Annotated in this window: 14 protein-coding genes; 8 read left to right on the plus strand and 6 right to left on the minus strand. The window is 67.5% G+C overall.

Translation table 11 applies throughout. The annotated features are described in order from the left end of the window. The 4 genes from pncB to dnaK all read right to left on the minus strand — a co-directional run. Nucleotides 1-1217: nicotinate phosphoribosyltransferase (pncB, locus tag ACLFOB_RS00465; protein ID WP_410924290.1), on the minus strand; the 1217-nt coding region annotated here is incomplete at its 3' end. A gap of 61 nt (nucleotides 1218-1278) precedes the next feature. Beyond that, on the minus strand, nucleotides 1279-1884 hold the full coding sequence (gene pncA / locus ACLFOB_RS00470) for a bifunctional nicotinamidase/pyrazinamidase (RefSeq protein ID WP_410924292.1): 606 nt from the start codon (nucleotides 1882-1884) through the stop codon (nucleotides 1279-1281). A 36-nt stretch (nucleotides 1885-1920) separates the two neighbouring features. Beyond that, nucleotides 1921-3078, minus strand: a complete 1158-nt coding sequence (gene dnaJ / locus ACLFOB_RS00475) for a molecular chaperone DnaJ (protein WP_410916951.1) — start codon at nucleotides 3076-3078, stop codon at nucleotides 1921-1923. Between the two features lie 81 nt (nucleotides 3079-3159). Continuing rightward, on the minus strand, nucleotides 3160-5088 hold the full coding sequence (gene dnaK / locus ACLFOB_RS00480) for a molecular chaperone DnaK (RefSeq protein WP_410916949.1): 1929 nt from the start codon (nucleotides 5086-5088) through the stop codon (nucleotides 3160-3162). Nucleotides 5089-5274: 186 nt separating this feature from the next. On the opposite strand from dnaK, the gene ACLFOB_RS00485 reads away from it, so the two are divergent. Then, nucleotides 5275-5901 carry an alpha-ketoglutarate-dependent dioxygenase AlkB family protein gene (locus ACLFOB_RS00485; RefSeq protein WP_410916948.1) on the plus strand — a complete coding sequence of 209 codons (627 nt, stop codon included), beginning with the start codon at nucleotides 5275-5277 and terminating at the stop codon, nucleotides 5899-5901. A gap of 9 nt (nucleotides 5902-5910) precedes the next feature. Here the strand turns inward: ACLFOB_RS00485 and ACLFOB_RS00490 are convergent, their stop codons facing one another. Continuing rightward, nucleotides 5911-6519, minus strand: coding sequence for a COG3650 family protein (locus ACLFOB_RS00490; protein WP_410916947.1), 609 nt, complete (start codon nucleotides 6517-6519; stop codon nucleotides 5911-5913). Nucleotides 6520-6543: 24 nt separating this feature from the next. Then, entirely contained in the window at nucleotides 6544-7365 is an 822-nt protein-coding gene (locus tag ACLFOB_RS00495) for an ABC transporter permease (RefSeq protein WP_410916946.1), read from the minus strand. 135 nt (nucleotides 7366-7500) lie between these two features. On the opposite strand from ACLFOB_RS00495, the gene cysQ reads away from it, so the two are divergent. From cysQ to ACLFOB_RS00530, 7 genes are all read left to right on the plus strand, one after another. Then, a complete protein-coding gene (cysQ, locus tag ACLFOB_RS00500) occupies nucleotides 7501-8298 on the plus strand; it encodes a 3'(2'),5'-bisphosphate nucleotidase CysQ (RefSeq protein WP_410916945.1) in 798 nt (265 codons plus the stop codon). Nucleotides 8299-8412: 114 nt separating this feature from the next. Beyond that, on the plus strand, nucleotides 8413-9309 hold the full coding sequence (gene galU / locus ACLFOB_RS00505) for a UTP--glucose-1-phosphate uridylyltransferase GalU (protein ID WP_410924294.1): 897 nt from the start codon (nucleotides 8413-8415) through the stop codon (nucleotides 9307-9309). A 13-nt stretch (nucleotides 9310-9322) separates the two neighbouring features. Next, nucleotides 9323-10306 carry a UDP-glucose 4-epimerase GalE gene (gene galE / locus ACLFOB_RS00510; protein ID WP_410924295.1) on the plus strand — a complete coding sequence of 328 codons (984 nt, stop codon included), beginning with the start codon at nucleotides 9323-9325 and terminating at the stop codon, nucleotides 10304-10306. A 12-nt stretch (nucleotides 10307-10318) separates the two neighbouring features. Then, complete coding sequence (locus tag ACLFOB_RS00515) at nucleotides 10319-11341, plus strand: glycosyltransferase family 2 protein (protein WP_410924297.1); 1023 nt, start codon at nucleotides 10319-10321, stop codon at nucleotides 11339-11341. Between the two features lie 182 nt (nucleotides 11342-11523). Beyond that, nucleotides 11524-12510: a glycosyltransferase family 2 protein gene (locus ACLFOB_RS00520; RefSeq protein WP_410924370.1), complete on the plus strand. Its 987-nt coding sequence runs from the start codon at nucleotides 11524-11526 to the stop codon at nucleotides 12508-12510. Beyond that, complete coding sequence (locus tag ACLFOB_RS00525; protein ID WP_410924298.1) at nucleotides 12507-14213, plus strand: beta-1,6-N-acetylglucosaminyltransferase; 1707 nt, start codon at nucleotides 12507-12509, stop codon at nucleotides 14211-14213. Before ACLFOB_RS00520 ends, ACLFOB_RS00525 begins: the two co-directional genes overlap by 4 nt. 3 nt (nucleotides 14214-14216) lie before the next feature. Beyond that, nucleotides 14217-15647, plus strand: a complete 1431-nt coding sequence (locus tag ACLFOB_RS00530) for a nodulation protein NodH (protein ID WP_410924300.1) — start codon at nucleotides 14217-14219, stop codon at nucleotides 15645-15647. The last annotated feature ends 22 nt before the right edge of the window (nucleotides 15648-15669 follow it).

Genomic DNA, 15669 nt, shown 5'->3' on the forward strand with positions numbered 1-15669 from the left:
CCCATCGCCTTTTCCGGGTTGTCGGAGAGCTTGACGGTCGGCCGGCCGTTCGCGGCGGAGGCCTTGCAGACCAGGCTGAAGGGGGCCAGCCGGTCGCCCTCCACCAGTCCGCGGAAGTCGTTGGTCAGCAGCGTGCCCCAGCCAAAGCTCACCCGGACGCGCCCCCGGAACCGCTGGTAGAGGTCGAGGATCACGTCGTCGTCCAGCCCGTCGGAGAAGATGATCAGCTTCTTCCGCGGATCCTCTCCCCGGCTTTCCCACCAGCGGATCGCGATCTCTGCCCCCTCGGCCGGGTCGCCCGAATCCACGCGCACGCCCGTCCAGCCGGTCAGCCAGTCGGGCGCGTTGCGGAAGAAGGCCTCTGACCCGAAGGTGTCGGGCAGGATGATGCGCAGGTTGCCGTCGTGCTCCTCGTGCCAGTCCGACAGCACCTCGTAGGGGGCGCGCGCCAGCTCCTCGTCGGTGTCGGCCAGCGCGGCGTAGACCATCGGCAGTTCGTGCGCGTTGGTGCCGATCGCCTCGACCTCCTGCCGCTTGGCGATCAGGCAGTTCGAGGTGCCGACGAAGCGGTTGCCCAGCCCCTCCATCATCGCCTGCACGCACCAGTCCTGCCAGAGGAAGCTGTGCCGCCGCCGCGTGCCGAAATCCGCGATGCGCAGGCCCTCGTGCGGGCGCAGGCGCTCGATCTTTTCCCACAGCTTGGTCATGGCGCGGGCATAGAGCACCTGCAGTTCGAAGCGGCCCATGGGGGCCAGCACGGCGCGGCCGCGAAGCTCCATCAGCACGGCCAGCGCCGGGATCTCCCACAGCATGACCTCGGGCCACTTGCCCTCGAAGGTCAGTTCGTACTGATCGCCCACGCGCTCCAGGTGGTAGGGCGGCAGTTGCAGGTTCTCGAACCACTCCATGAAGTCGGGGCGGAACATCTGCCGCTTGCCGTAGAACATGTTGCCGCGCAGCCAGGTGCTCTCGCCGCGGCTGAGGCGCAGGGTGCGGATATGGTCGAGCTGTTCGCGCAACTCGCCCTCGTCGATCAGGCGGGCGAGCGGAATGTGCGTGCTGCGGTTGATGAGGGAAAAGGTGACCGTGGTGTCGGGCTTGTTGCGGAACACCGACTGGCACATCAGCAGCTTGTAGAAATCGGTGTCGATGAGCGACCGCACGATGGGGTCGATCTTCCACTTGTGGTTGTAGACGCGGGTGGCGATGTCGACCATGCGGGCTCTCCTGTTGCCTTCGCGTTAGAGCAAAGCCCGCGGGGGAAGGGCAAGGGGCGGCTCAGCGCACCTCGACACCCATCTCGCGCATCTCGGCCAGCGCCTTCGCGAGCGAGCCTTCGTGGTCGATCCCGCGCGCAAGCTCCGTGTGCAGCTCCACCTCGAAGCCAAGGCGCGCGGCGTCCTGCGCCGAGAAGTTGACGCAGACGTCGGTGGCAAGGCCCACCATCGTGAGGCGGGTCAGCCCGCGGGTGCGCAGGTAGCCCTCGAGGCCCGTGGGCGTCTGCCGGTCGTTCTCGAAGAAGGCGGAATAGCTGTCGATGTCCCGGCGGAAGCCCTTGCGCAGGATCAGGTCGGCGCGGTCGGTTTCGAGATCGGGGTGGAAGGCCGCGCCTTTCGTGCCCTGCACGCAGTGATCCGGCCACAGGATCTGGGTGCCGTAGGGCAACTCGACCGTCTGCATCGGTGCCGCGCCGGGATGCTCTGAGGCGAAGCTGGAATGCCGCGCCGGGTGCCAGTCCTGTGTCAGGATGACTGCCGGAAACTCGCGCATCAGCGCGTTGATGCCCGGCACGATCACGTCGCCCTCGGGCACCGGCAGCGCACCGCCGGGGCAGAAATCGTTCTGCACGTCGATGACGATCAGGGCCTCGCTGGCGGGTCGCATGGCGCCTCCTTTCGGCGGGCCGGCGCGCGGGGCGCGTCAGCCCTTCATGTTGTCCCAGAAGCTCTTCACCGAGGAGAAGAAGCTCTTGCTCTCGGGGTTGTTGTCCTCGCTCAGCGCCTCGAACTCGCGCAGCAGCTCCTTCTGCCGCGAGGTCAGGTTCACCGGCGTCTCGACGGCAAGCTCGATGAACATGTCGCCATGCCCGCCGCCGCGCAGCGCCGGCATCCCCTTGCCGCGCAGGCGCATCTGCCGGCCAGACTGGCTGCCGGCGGGTATCTTCACCCGGCTCCGGCCCCCGTCTATGGTAGGCACCTCGATGTCGCCGCCCAGCGCCGCGGTCGGCATCGAGACCGGCACGCGGCAGTGCAGTTCGGTGCCGTCCCGCTCGAAGATGTGGTGCGGGCTGACCTCGATGAAGATGTACAAATCGCCTGGCGGCCCGCCGCGCATGCCGGCATCGCCCTCGCCCGCAAGGCGGATGCGCGTGCCGGTCTCGACTCCCGCGGGGATGTTGACGGACAGCGCGCGTTCCCGCTCCACCCGGCCGGAGCCCGCGCAGGCGGTGCAGGGGTTCTTGATGATCTGGCCCAGCCCGCCGCAGGTGGGGCAGGTCCGCTCGACCGTGAAGAAGCCCTGCTGCGCGCGAACCTTGCCCATGCCGGAGCAGGTGGGGCAACTCACGGGTTCGGCGCCGCCCTCGGCGCCGGTGCCCTCGCACGAGGGGCAGGCGACGGAGCCGCGCACGGTGATCGTCTTCTGCAGGCCTGTATAGGCCTCTTCCAGAGTGACGCGCAGGTTGTAGCGCAGGTCGGCGCCCCGCGCCGCACGTTGCCGCGCACCGGCCCCGCCGCGGCCGCCCATGAAGTCGCCGAAGAGATCGTCGAACACGTCCGAGAAGGCGGAGGCGAAATCGCCCTGTCCGGGCCCGAAGCCACCGGGTCGCGCGCCCGCGCCGCCGCCCATGCCGCCCTCGAAGGCGGCGTGGCCGAACCGGTCGTAGGCTGCCTTGCGCTCCGGGTCCTTGAGCGCATCGTAGGCCTCGTTGACCTCCTTGAACTGGGTCTCGGCCTCGGGGTCGTCCTTGTTGCGGTCCGGGTGAAGCTCCTTGGCCTTCTTGCGGTACGCCTTCTTGATCTCATCCGCAGAGGCGCCGCGCGCCACGCCCAGAACCTCGTAATAGTCCCTCTTCGCCATCCGCAAATCCCCGTGCTCGGAACCGACGGGGCCGGCCCGGTGTCCGGACCGGCCCCCTCGCGAACCGTCAGCTTACCGCGCTCAGGCGCGCTTGTTGTCGTCGAGGTCCTCGAAGTCGGCATCGACGATGTCGTCGTCGTCGCCCTTGCCGGCGGTTGCCTCGCCTTCGCCGGCGTCGGAGGCCGTTGGCTCTTCCTGGCTTGCCTTGTAGATCGCCTCGCCCAGCTTCATCGACGCCTCGGTGACATTCTGGATGCCCGAGCGGATCTTTTCGGCGCTCACATCCTCCTTGTCGAGGTCGTCACGCAGCGCGGAGACGGCCAGTTCGATCGCCTCGACCGTTGCCGGGTCGACCTTGTCGCCATGCTCCTCGACCGATTTCTCGGTCGTGTGGATCAGGCTTTCGGCCTGGTTGCGGGCCTCGACCAGATCGCGGCGCGCCTTGTCCGCCTCGGCGTTGGCCTCGGCATCCTTGACCATCTTCTCGATCTCGTCCTCGGAGAGGCCGCCGGAGGCCTGGATCGTGATCTTCTGTTCCTTGCCGGTGCCCTTGTCCTTGGCCGAGACATTGACGATGCCGTTGGCGTCGATGTCGAAGGTCACCTCGATCTGCGGCATGCCGCGCGGGGCGGGCGGGATGTTTTCCAGGTTGAACTGGCCCAGCAGCTTGTTGTCGGCCGCCATCTCGCGCTCGCCCTGGAAGACCCGGATCGTCACGGCGCCCTGGTTGTCCTCGGCGGTCGAAAAGATCTGCGACTTCTTGGTCGGGATCGTGGTGTTGCGGTCGATCAGCCGGGTGAACACGCCGCCCAGCGTCTCGATCCCGAGGCTCAGGGGCGTCACGTCCAGCAGCACGACATCCTTGACATCGCCCTGCAGCACGCCGGCCTGGATCGCCGCACCCAGCGCCACCACCTCGTCGGGGTTCACGCCCTTGTGCGGCTCCTTGCCGAAGAACTTGGTGACCTCCTCGATCACCTTGGGCATCCGGGTCTGACCGCCGACCAGCACGACCTCGTCGATGTCGTCCTTCGTCAGGCCGGCGTCCTTGAGCGCGGCCTTGCAGGGTTCGAGCGAGTTCCTGATCAGGTCGCCCACCAGGCTTTCCAGCTTCGCACGGGTGAGCTTCATCACCATGTGCAGCGGCTGACCGGTGGCCTTGTCCATCGAGATGAAGGGCTGGTTGATCTCGGTCTGCGTGGCGCTGGAGAGTTCGATCTTGGCCTTCTCGGCGGCTTCCTTGAGCCGCTGCAGCGCCATCTTGTCCTTGGTCAGATCGACGCCGTGCTCTTTCTTGAACTCGTCGGCCAGGTAGTTGACGATCCGCATGTCGAAGTCTTCACCGCCAAGGAAGGTGTCCCCGTTGGTGGACTTCACCTCGAAGAGGCCATCGTCGATCTCGAGGATCGTGACGTCGAAGGTGCCGCCGCCGAGGTCGTAGACCGCGATCGTCTTCGTTTCCTTCTTGTCGAGGCCATAGGCCAGCGCGGCCGCCGTGGGCTCGTTGATGATGCGCAGCACCTCGAGCCCCGCGATCTTGCCCGCGTCCTTGGTGGCCTGACGCTGCGCGTCGTTGAAGTAGGCCGGCACGGTGATGACGGCCTGCGTCACCTCTTCGCCGAGGTAGTTCTCGGCGGTTTCCTTCATCTTCTGCAGGATGAAGGCGGAAATCTGGCTGGGGGAATACTTCTCGCCCTTCGCCTCGACCCATGCGTCGCCCTGGCCGCCATCGACCACGGTGAAGGGGAGGTTCTTCTTGTCCCGGGCGAGATCCTCGTCCGACAGGCGGCGCCCGATCAGGCGCTTGACGCCGAAGATGGTGTTCTCCGGGTTGGTCACGGCCTGCCGCTTGGCGGACTGGCCGACAAGGCGCTCATCGTCGGTGAAGGCGACGATCGAGGGCGTGGTGCGCGCGCCCTCCGCGTTCTCGACGACCCGCGGCTGCGCGCCGTCCATGATCGCGACGCAGCTGTTCGTGGTGCCGAGGTCGATCCCGATCACTTTACCCATGGTTTCCGATCCCTTTCATCGTTCAGGCGATACGCCGAGGCGCGAGACCCGTTGCGGCGTCTGCGCCCCGATCCGCGCGGCCGGCGCTGCCTGCCGTGCGTCTGGCGGCTATATAGGGAGGGGGTCTGGGGCCTGCAAGCGCGCCCGGCAGACGGAATGGGGTCAATATCCTGACAGGAGAATGGCATGGGCGGAACATCGGGGACGCATGACGCGGCACTGGACATTCGCGGTGTGCGGGTGCTGCCCGGATGGCTTGACGCGGACGAACAGGCGGCGCTGGTCGCGCGGTTGCGCGACGTTGCGCGCGAGGCGCCCTTCTTCCGTCCCGAAACGCCGCGCGGCAAGCCGATGTCGGTGCGGATGACCGCGGCGGGACGCTACGGCTGGGTGTCCGACCGGCGCGGCTATCGCTACGAGCCGCGGCATCCCTCGGGCGTGCCCTGGCCGCCGATCCCTGACGAGGTGCTGGCCGTCTGGCGCGCGGTCACCGGGCTTGACCGCGCGCCCGACTGCTGCCTTGTCAACTGGTATGGCGAGGGCGCCCGCATGGGCCTGCACCAGGACCGGGACGAGGCGGACTTCGCCTGGCCCGTCGTGTCGGTTTCGCTGGGGGACGCGGCGCTGTTTCGCGTGGGCGGAACGGAGCGCGGCGGGCGCACCGCTTCGGTCTGGCTGCGCTCGGGCGATGTGGCGGTGCTGGAGGGGGAAAGCCGGCTGGCGTTTCACGGCATCGACCGGATCCGCCACGGCTCGTCCAGCCTGCTGCAGCAGGGCGGGCGGATCAACCTGACGCTGCGGGTGGTGGACTGAGCTAGGGGGCTAGGGGGCTAGCGAGCAGCATCCAGCGTATTGCGAAAGCTCGCCGTCCATGGACACCAGCAGGTCGAGCGACAGGCCATAGTGCCGGTCGGACATCCCGTCGCTGCACGCCTCCCGCCGGACGATGCCGTGCATCCCCGCGGTCTCCTGCGCGCCCCAGCCGGCGAATCCGTGGCGGCCGCGGATGCCGCGCACCGTGCTGCGTGCGGCCAGCGAAGTCTCGACAGGGTCCAGGTCGACCCCTTCGAAGGTGAGGCCCGACGCGGTCACGTCCAGCGACCAGAACGGCTCGGTCCCGAAACAGCGCATCGGCACGGGCAGCGTGTCGGCGTCCTGTCCGGCTTGACGGGCGAGGAAACGCATCGAGGCCCAGCCGGAGCGTTCCTGCGTGTTCACGCGGCCCCAGCTGCCGTCGTCGTTCAGCGCGGTGACCTCGACGTTCTCCGCATCGGGCGCGAGCGTGCCGATGATCCTATCCCCGGCAGAGGGGCCTTCGCGCAGGTTGAGCACGTCGTCTGACGCCACGCCCGTGACGTCGTGCAGCGCCGGCAGCTCCTGCGCCGCCGCCAGCGTCGGCAGGAGAAGCAGAAGGGCAGTCAGACGAAGCATGGCGGGCATCTCCCATCGTGCGCCTCAGTGCCGGGCGTACCAGCTGGCCGAGGCATGCTTGCGGGTGAAATACTCGCCCATCAGGCCGATCATGACCAGCACCAACCCCACGGTCAGGGGATATTCGATCGAACTGTTGCGCGGGAAGTAGTTGGCAAAGGCGAAGCCGCGGGACTGGTCGATCGCGTGAAACAGCGGGTTCCAGTCGAACATCACCAGCATGTAGCCGGGCATCATGTTCGCCACGAACATCTTGCCCGAGGCGATCATGTTCGCGCGCTGGTAGACCATGGCGAAGATCGACACGAAGGTCGGGAGCCAGGGCTTGAGCGCCAGCAGGACAAGGCCGATGGCGGCGCCGGTGAACCACGCCAGCAGGAACATGCCCAGCACGCCCACGGGATCATGCAGCTCCACCGGGGTGAAGGCGACGTGGTAGACGAAGAGCACCAGGAAGGCGGAAAGAAGCTGGATGTAGAGCGAGCCCAGCGCGGCCGACAGGATGGCGACGGCCGTGTTCATCGGTGCATGCTGCATCATGGGCGAGGCCGGTCCCTCCGAGCCCAGGACGGCGCCAAGCGCCTTCACATGCGTCATGAAGAGGAAGATGCCCGTCATGATGAAGATCAGGAAATCGCCCCGAACCTTCATTCCGCGCAGCCCCAGCACCGTGAACATGAAATAGAAGGCCAGAACGAAGACGACCGTCTGCAGCACGTTCACCAGGATCGACATCAGCGGGTTGCCATGCGCCTTGCGCACACTGCGGACGATCCCGTGATACACCAGTTCCAGGAGCGTGACGGCCGAGTTGCCCCTGCCGCGTGTGTCGGATTGCTGAAACATGAGCCCGGCCTGCCTGCGCCCCCGGAAATATGCGCCCGGAATCTTGCCGTCCCGTTTACGCTGGAGCATAAGGGGCGCAGGTTGATTTTGCAATCGGCGTCCCCTGCGGACGCCTGCGCCGATCGGAGCGACGGATTGGACCATGACCGGCTCAGCGAGGTGATGCGCCGGCTCGCGCTCGAGGCAGGGGCGCGGATCATGGAAATCTACGAGGCGCCCGACATCGAGCTGCGCTCGAAGTGCGACGACAGCCCGGTGACCGCTGCGGACGAGGCGGCCGATGCGCTGATTTCCGCCGGACTGCGGGAGGTGTTTCCCGATGTCCCGCTCGTCACCGAGGAACAGGCCGCGACGCACGATCAGAGGGCAGACACGTTCCTGATCGTCGACCCGCTCGACGGCACGAAGGAGTTCGTGCAGCGCCGCGGCGATTTCACCGTGAACATCGCCTATGTCGAAAGCGGCCTGCCGGTGCGTGGCGTGGTCTATGCGCCGGCGAAAGGGCGGCTGTTCTACACGACCGCGACGGGGCGCGCGGTCGAGGAGGAGGGTGCGCTCGCGCCGGACGCGCCGGGGCCGCTGCGCGGGTTGTCGGTGGCCGAGCCGGACGGAAACGCGCTGCGGGTCGTTGCCTCGAAATCGCACCGCGACGCCGAAACGGACGCCTATATCGCGCGGTATCACGTCGCTGACATGAAGAGCGCCGGCTCGTCGCTGAAGTTCTGCCTCGTGGCGAGCGGCGAGGCGGATCTTTATCCGCGGCTGGGCCGCACGATGGAATGGGACACGGCTGCGGGTCACGCCGTGCTCGCAGGCGCCGGCGGAACCGTGATACGCTTCGATGACCACATGCCGCTGATTTATGGAAAGCCGGGGTTTGCGAATCCCTTTTTCATCGCTCATGCCCCCGGTGTCGAACTGGTGGAGCCATAGGCCCGCCGCCTTTCCGCCCCGGTCTGCGGGCGGAACACGGGCGGCTGCGGGGGCGCAAGGGCAAGGAAATGGCGCGGCGGGGACCCGGTGCGCGGAAATGACGAGGCGAGCGACATGCATAACAAGGTAACGAAAGCCATCTTCCCAGTTGCCGGGCTGGGCACACGCTTTCTTCCGGCGACGAAGTCGATCCCCAAGGAAATCATGACGCTCGTGGACCGGCCGCTGATCCAGTACGCCATCGACGAGGCGCGGGCGGCCGGGATCAAGGAGTTCATCTTCGTCACCTCGCGCGGCAAGGGCGCGCTCGAGGATTATTTCGACAATGCACCGCAACTCGAGGCGGAACTGCGCAAGAAGGGCAAGAACGACCTGCTCGACCTCCTGAAGTCGACGAACATGGAGTCGGGCGCGATCGCCTACATGCGGCAGCACAAGCCCCTTGGTCTGGGCCATGCCGTCTGGTGCGCGCGGCGACTGATTGCCAACGACGAGCCCTTCGCCGTCATCCTGCCGGACGACGTCATCGCGTCGGAAACGCCCTGTCTGCAGCAGATGGTGGAGGCCTACGAGGAGGTCGGCGGCAACATGGTGGCCGCGATGGAGGTGCCGAAGGACCGCATCAAGGCCTACGGCGTGCTCGACCTCGAGGAGGACATGGGCGCGCTCGTGAAAGTGCGCGGCATGGTGGAAAAGCCCGAGCCGGAGGCGGCACCGTCCAACCTTGCGGTGATCGGCCGCTACATCCTTACCCCCGGAGTCTTGCAGAATCTCAGCAAGATGAAATCCGGCTCCGGCGGCGAGATTCAGTTGACCGACGCGATCGCGGGGGAAATCGCGCAGGAGCGTGGTGTTTATGGCTACCGTTTCCGGGGTCAGCGGTTCGATTGCGGATCGAAATCCGGCTACCTGCAGGCGACCGTGGCCTTCGCGCTGGCCCGCGACGAACTGCGCGCCGACCTGATGGGCTACCTGAAGGAGCTCATCTCGGTCGAAAAGGCGGCGCAGTAGGCGCCGCGCGATCATGACGGTTGTTCTTGTCACCGGCGGTGCCGGCTACATCGGGTCGCATGCCTGCAAGGCGCTTGCAAATGCGGGCTACACGCCTGTCACCTACGACAACCTGTCCACCGGATGGGCGGAGGCCGTCCGCTTCGGGCCGTTCGAAGAGGGCGACCTGCTCGACCGGGACAGGCTTGCCGCGGCCTTTGCGCGCCATCGCCCCGCGGCGGTCATGCATTTCGCCGCGCTGAGCCAGGTGGGCGAGGCGATGCGGGAACCCCCGCGCTACTGGCGCAACAACCTCTGCGGATCGCTCAACCTTGCCGAGGCGGCGGTCGAGGCGGGGTGCCTGAACTTCGTCTTTTCTTCGACATGCGCGACCTATGGCGAGCAGGACGGCGTGACGCTGGACGAGGACTGCGCGCAGGCGCCGCTCAACGCCTATGGCGCCTCGAAGCGCGCGGTCGAGGACATGCTGCGCGACATGCAGGCGGCGCACGGGCTGCGGAGCGTGATCTTCCGATATTTCAACGTGGCCGGCGCCGACCCCGAGGCCGAGGTCGGCGAGCATCACGAGCCTGAAACGCACCTGATCCCGCTGGTGCTGCAGGCGATCGACGGCCAGCGACCCGCGCTGACCATTCACGGGACCGACTATCCCACGCCGGACGGCACCTGCATCCGCGACTATGTGCATGTCTCGGACCTTGTCGATGCGCATGTCCGCGGGCTGAAATGGCTGGAGCAGGGCGGAGAGCCGCGTGTCTTCAATCTTGGCACCGGGCACGGTTTTTCGGTGCGCGAGGTGATCGAGGCCGCGCGGCGCACCACCAACCGGGCGGTGCCGGTGGAAGAGGGGCCGCGACGGGCAGGCGACTGCACGCGCCTTGTCTCGGGCTCGGATCGTGCCGGGCGCGACCTGGGCTGGTCGCCCGCGCGCTCGACGCTGGCAGAGATGATCGGCGACGCGTGGCGGTGGCACCGGACGGGGGGCTACGGCCGCTGAGGGGAGACGCGTTTGGAGGAGCCGCGGGAACTCTGGCTCGCCTACAGATTGCGCTGGAAGCGGCGGCGCCTGCTCTTCCGCGCCTTGCGCAAGCGCCGGCAGCTGCGCCCGGTCGCGACCCGCACCGCCACGATACGGCCCGGCGCCATCCTGGCCTTCGCCACCGTGCGCAACGAGGCGCTGCGCTTGCCGTTCTTCCTGGACCACCACAGGCGGTTGGGCGTCGATCATTTCCTGATCGTGGACAATGACAGTGACGACGGCACGCGCGAATGGCTGGCCGACCAGCCCGACGTGTCGCTCTGGCGCACCGGGCACAGCTACAAGCTCTCGCGCTTTGGCATGGACTGGCTGACCTGGCTGCAGATCCGGCACGGGCACGGGCACTGGTGCCTGACGCTGGATGCCGACGAGATCCTGATCTATCCGCACCACGATACCCGGCCGTTGCCTGCGCTGACCGAATGGCTCGAGCGCGAGGGGCGCGAAAGCCTCGGCGCGCTGATGCTCGACATGTATCCCAAGGGACCGCCGGGCGCGCAGCCATATGCCGCGGGGGCGGACCCCTTCGAGACGCTCGCCTGGTTCGATGCGGGCAACTACTTCATCGAGCGGCAGCCGAAGCTGCGCAATCTCTGGATCCGGGGCGGGGTGCGCGCGCGGATGTTCTTCGCCGACCGGCCGCGGCGGGCGCCCACGCTCAACAAGGTGCCTCTCGTGCGCTGGAACCGGCGCTACGTCTACAACACCTCGACGCATCAGATCCTGCCCCGCAGGCTCAACGCGGTCTATGCCGAGGATGGGGGAGAGCTTTTGTCCGGCGTGCTGCTGCACACCAAGTTCCTGAACACGATCGTCGAAAAGAGCGCAGAGGAGAAGGAGCGGGGCGAGCATTTCGAGGTCGCCGACAACTATCGCGCCTATTACGACAGCCTGCTCGACGATCCCGACCTGTGGTGCGCGGCCTCCACCCGGTTCACCGGCTGGCACCAGCTGGTCGCGCTGGGGTTGATGTCGCGCGGCGATTGGGTCTGAGCCAGTGGGCAGTTTACCGCAACGTCGCCTTGGCCTATCTTCCGCGCGGAACGAGCCGGAAAGGCCGAGCAGGCAGGCGGGGCAGGATCAGCCCTTCGTTAACCGGCGGGCGCTAGAAGAACGACGCGCCGCAGCGCCGCGGCATCGGTGAGGGTCGCGTGGGTCTGTGGAAATCCTACAAGCTGCGATGGCGACGCAAGCGCTGGCGCGCGCGGGCCTTCGTCAAGCGCGGGCAACTGCGCGCCGTCGCCGACCGGACGGATCGCATCCGCCCCGGTCAGATCCTGCTGTTCTCGACCCAGCGGAACGAAGGTGTGCGCCTGCCCTTCTTCCTGCGATATTATCGCGATCTGGGCGTCGATCATTTCCTGATCGTGGACAACGACAGCACCGACGGCTCGCGCGAGATGCTGGCAGAGCAGCCCGACGTCTCGGTCTGGCACACGGCTGCGAGTTACAAGCGCGCGCACTATGGCATCGACTGGCTCAACTGGCTGCAAAGCCGGCACGGCCACGGGCACTGGTGCCTCGTCGTGGACCCGGACGAATTCCTGGTCTATCCGTTCTGCGACACGCGGCCGATCCGGGCGCTGACCGACTGGCTGGACAGCTCCGGCGTGCGGTCGTTCAGCGCCATGCTGCTCGACATGTATCCCAAGGGCCGGATCGACGCCCAGCATTACCTGCCCGGTCAGGACCCGCTGAAGATCGCGTCCTGGTTCGACCCGGGCAACTACACGATCCAGAAGAACCCCGACCTGGGCAACCTGTGGATACAGGGCGGTCCGCGGGCGCGGATGTTCTTCGCCGACGAGCCGCGCAAGGCGCCCGCGCTGAACAAGACGCCGCTGGTCAAGTGGCACCGGCGCTACGCCTACGTCAGTTCCACGCACATGCTGCTCCCGCGGGGGCTGAACCTGGTCTACGATGAGTGGGGCGGAGAGAAGGCAAGCGGCATCCTGTTGCACATGAAGTTTCTCGACACCCTCGGCGCCAAGGCGCAGGAGGAAATGGCGCGCGGCGAACACTATGCCTCCAGCCGCGAATACGCGGCCTATGCCCGCGCCATGGCAGAGACACCGGAACTCTGGTGCAAGTGGTCCGAGAAATACATCAACTGGCGCCAGCTCGAGATCCTGGGCCTGATGTCCAAGGGCAACTGGGCATGACCGCACCGCTGGGCATCGTCATGCTGGTGCATGCGGATTTCGACCGTGCCGCACAGGTCGCGCGGCACTGGGCCGCCGCGGGCTGCCCGGTCGTGATTCATGTGGACCGCAGGGTGCGGCGCGCGGATCATGCCGCCTTTGCCCGGGCGCTGTCGGATGTCGACCACATCCTGTTCTCGCCGCGCTTCCGCTGCGAATGGGGCACCTGGGGTCTTGTCGCGGCGGCGCAGGCGGCCTCGGAGGTGATGCTGGCGCGCTTTCCGGGTCTTGCGCATGTCTATCTCGCCTCGGGCGCCTGCCTTCCGCTGCGCCCCGTCCAGGAACTGATCGACTACCTCGCGGAGCGGCCGAAGACGGATTTCATCGAAAGCGCCACGACGTCAGAGGTGCCCTGGACCGTGGGCGGGTTGCACGAAGAGCGGTTCACGCTTTCCTTTCCCTTTTCGTGGAAGCGCCAGCGCAAGCTCTTCGATGGCTACGTCGAGCTGCAGCGCAAGCTGGGGCGCCGCCGTCGGCTGCCGGCGGGGCTTGTGCCGCACATGGGCAGCCAGTGGTGGTGCCTGACGCGGCAGACCCTCTCGGCGATCCTTCAGGACCCGGAGCGCGACACCTACGACCGCTACTTCCGCCGCGTCTGGATCCCGGACGAAAGCTACTTCCAGACACTCGCGCGGCTCCATTCGCGCCGGATCGAGAGCCGGTCGCTCACGCTGTCGAAGTTCGACTACCAGGGCAAGCCGCACATCTTCTACGACGACCATCTGCAATTGCTGCGGCGCTCCGACTGCTTCGTGGCGCGCAAGATCTGGCCGCGCGCCGACCGCCTCTATGACGCTTTCCTGACCGATCCGGTGCACGCGATGAAGCGGGCGGAGCCCAATCCGGGCAAGATCGACCGCCTGTTCGCCAAGGCGGTGGAGCGGCGCACGCGCGGTCGCCCCGGCCTTTACATGCAAAGCCGCTTTCCCCGTGAGGGGCGCGAGAACGGTGTCACCGCCGGCCCCTATTCGGTGTTTCAGGGGTTCGCGGAGCTCTTCGAGGATTTCGAGGGCTGGCTCGGGCGAACGACGGGTGCACGGGTGCACGGCCACCTCTTCGCGCCACAGCGCGCGGAGTTTGCCGAAGCGGCGCACATCGTCGTGGGCGCGCTGTCCGACAGCGCGGCGCTGCGCGACGCGAACCCCAGGGCGTTCCTGACCAACCTGATCTGGAACACACGGGGCGAGCGCCAGTGCTTCCAGTTCGGGCCGCGCGACAACCAGAAGATCAACTGGACCATCGCCAAGGATTCGAACGCCCAGATTTCGGTCGTCACCGGCGCCTGGGCGCTGCCACTCTTCCAGTCGAATCGCGACTTCGGCGAGCTTCGGGCAGAGGCCGCGCGCCTGCAGGCGATCGAGGCCGAGCAACTGAAGGTGCTGCGCTCGCCCTGGACCAAGGCGCGGGTGCGGATCTGGAGCATGGCGGAATTCGTCGAGGCGCCGATGGAGCCGCTGCAGACGATCCTGTCCGAGATCGGCAGCCGGCATCCCGTGCGCCTGTCCGAAGCGCCCCGCATGACGGATCTCGACGGGTTCGGGCAGTTCCTGCAGCAGCTGAAGAACCAGGGGATGCACCCCTATCTGATGGGCGACTTCCCGGCTGGGGCGCCCGCGCCGCGTCGGTCACCCCAGCCGCCGCGCAAGCCCTACGTCGTGCGCTGAGCGATGGCTGCGCGCTTCGACTGGTTCGTCGTCTTCGCCGAGATGCGGACGGGCTCCAATTTCCTGGAGGCCAATCTCAACGCGCTCGACGGCGTGGAGTGCCACGGAGAGGCGTTCAACCCGCATTTCATCGGCTATCCGAACCGGTCGGAGGTGCTGGGCGTGGGTCTGGCAGAGCGGGACGCCGAGCCGGCGCGCCTGCTGACCGCGATCCGGCACGCGCCCGGCGTGCTGGCGGGCTTTCGCTATTTCCACGACCACGATCCGCGTGTGCTGGACGAGATACTCGGCGATCCGCGCTGCGCCAAGATCGTGCTGACCCGCAATCCGCTCGACAGCTATGTCTCGTGGAAAATCGCGCAGGCGACGGGACAGTGGAAGCTGACCAACGTCACCAGGCGGAAAGAGGGTCTGGCGCAGTTCGACCCGGTGGAATTCGAGGCCCATGTCGCCGCGCTGCAGGACTTCCAGCGCCGGCTCATGCACGCGCTTCAGACAAGCGGGCAGAGCGCCTTCTACATAGGCTACGACGACCTTCAGGACCTGGGCGTGATCAACGGTCTCGCCGCCTGGCTCGGCATCGCGGCACGGCTGGATGACCTCGACCGCTCGCTCAAGCGGCAGAACCCCGAGCCGGTCACCGAAAAGCTTGCCAACCCCGAGGCGCTGGCAGAGGGCCTCGCGCGGCTCGACCGCTTCGACCTGGGCCGCACGCCGAACTTCGAGCCGCCGCGCCGCCCGGCGATCCCCGGCTGGGTCGCGGCACCGCGGGCGCGCGTGCTCTATGCCCCGGTGCGCGGCGGGCCCGAGGCGGAGGTGCGCGCCTGGCTCGCCGGGCTCGACGGGGCAGGGGAGGGCGCGCTGCTGCGCGACTTCACGCAAGGCACGCTGCGCAAGTGGCTGCGCGCGGCGCCCGGTCACCGCAGCCTGACCGTCCTGCGCCACCCTCTGGCCCGGGCGCATCATGTCTTCTGCACCCGGATCCTGCCCACCGGCGGGGGAAGCTTCGCCCGCGTCCGCCGCGTGATCCGGCGCACCCACGCGATCGACCTGCCGGACGACTGGCCCGACGCGGGCTGGACCGAAGACCGGCACCGTGCGGCGTTCGAGGGGTTCCTTGGCTTTCTCAAGGACAACCTGGCCGGCAACACCAACCTGCGGATCGCCGGCGAATGGTGCTCGCAGAGCGCGGCGCTTCAGGGCATGGGCGACTTCGCGCCGCCCGACTTCGTGCTGCGCGAGGACGAGATGGCCGAGTGGCTGCCGCGGATCGCGGCCGCAGCAGGCCGGCCGCATGCGCCGCCGCCGCCGGAGGCCGCGCCTGACGCGCCATTCACCCTGGCCGCCATTCACGACGCCGGGCTGGAACGCCGCGCGCGCGAGGTCTACGCGCGCGATTACGAGCGCTTCGGTTTTGGTAACTGGCGCGGCTGACGCACGCGGCGGTTCGCTGATC

This window comes from Rhodosalinus sp. (assembly GCF_046542825.1).
In the GTDB taxonomy this organism is placed as follows: Bacteria; Pseudomonadota; Alphaproteobacteria; order Rhodobacterales; family Rhodobacteraceae; genus Rhodosalinus.

Coding starts and splice junctions, on each gene's coding strand:
- galE (WP_410924295.1), top strand. CDS start 9,323: ATGACGGTTGTTCTTGTCACCGGCGGTGCCGGCTACATCGGGTCGCAT.
- ACLFOB_RS00525 (WP_410924298.1), top strand. CDS start 12,507: ATGACCGCACCGCTGGGCATCGTCATGCTGGTGCATGCGGATTTCGAC.
- dnaK (WP_410916949.1), bottom strand. CDS start 5,088: ATGGGTAAAGTGATCGGGATCGACCTCGGCACCACGAACAGCTGCGTC.
- ACLFOB_RS00530 (WP_410924300.1), top strand. CDS start 14,217: ATGGCTGCGCGCTTCGACTGGTTCGTCGTCTTCGCCGAGATGCGGACG.
- ACLFOB_RS00495 (WP_410916946.1), bottom strand. CDS start 7,365: ATGTTTCAGCAATCCGACACACGCGGCAGGGGCAACTCGGCCGTCACG.
- pncA (WP_410924292.1), bottom strand. CDS start 1,884: ATGCGACCCGCCAGCGAGGCCCTGATCGTCATCGACGTGCAGAACGAT.
- ACLFOB_RS00485 (WP_410916948.1), top strand. CDS start 5,275: ATGGGCGGAACATCGGGGACGCATGACGCGGCACTGGACATTCGCGGT.
- galU (WP_410924294.1), top strand. CDS start 8,413: ATGCATAACAAGGTAACGAAAGCCATCTTCCCAGTTGCCGGGCTGGGC.
- dnaJ (WP_410916951.1), bottom strand. CDS start 3,078: ATGGCGAAGAGGGACTATTACGAGGTTCTGGGCGTGGCGCGCGGCGCC.
- ACLFOB_RS00490 (WP_410916947.1), bottom strand. CDS start 6,519: ATGCTTCGTCTGACTGCCCTTCTGCTTCTCCTGCCGACGCTGGCGGCG.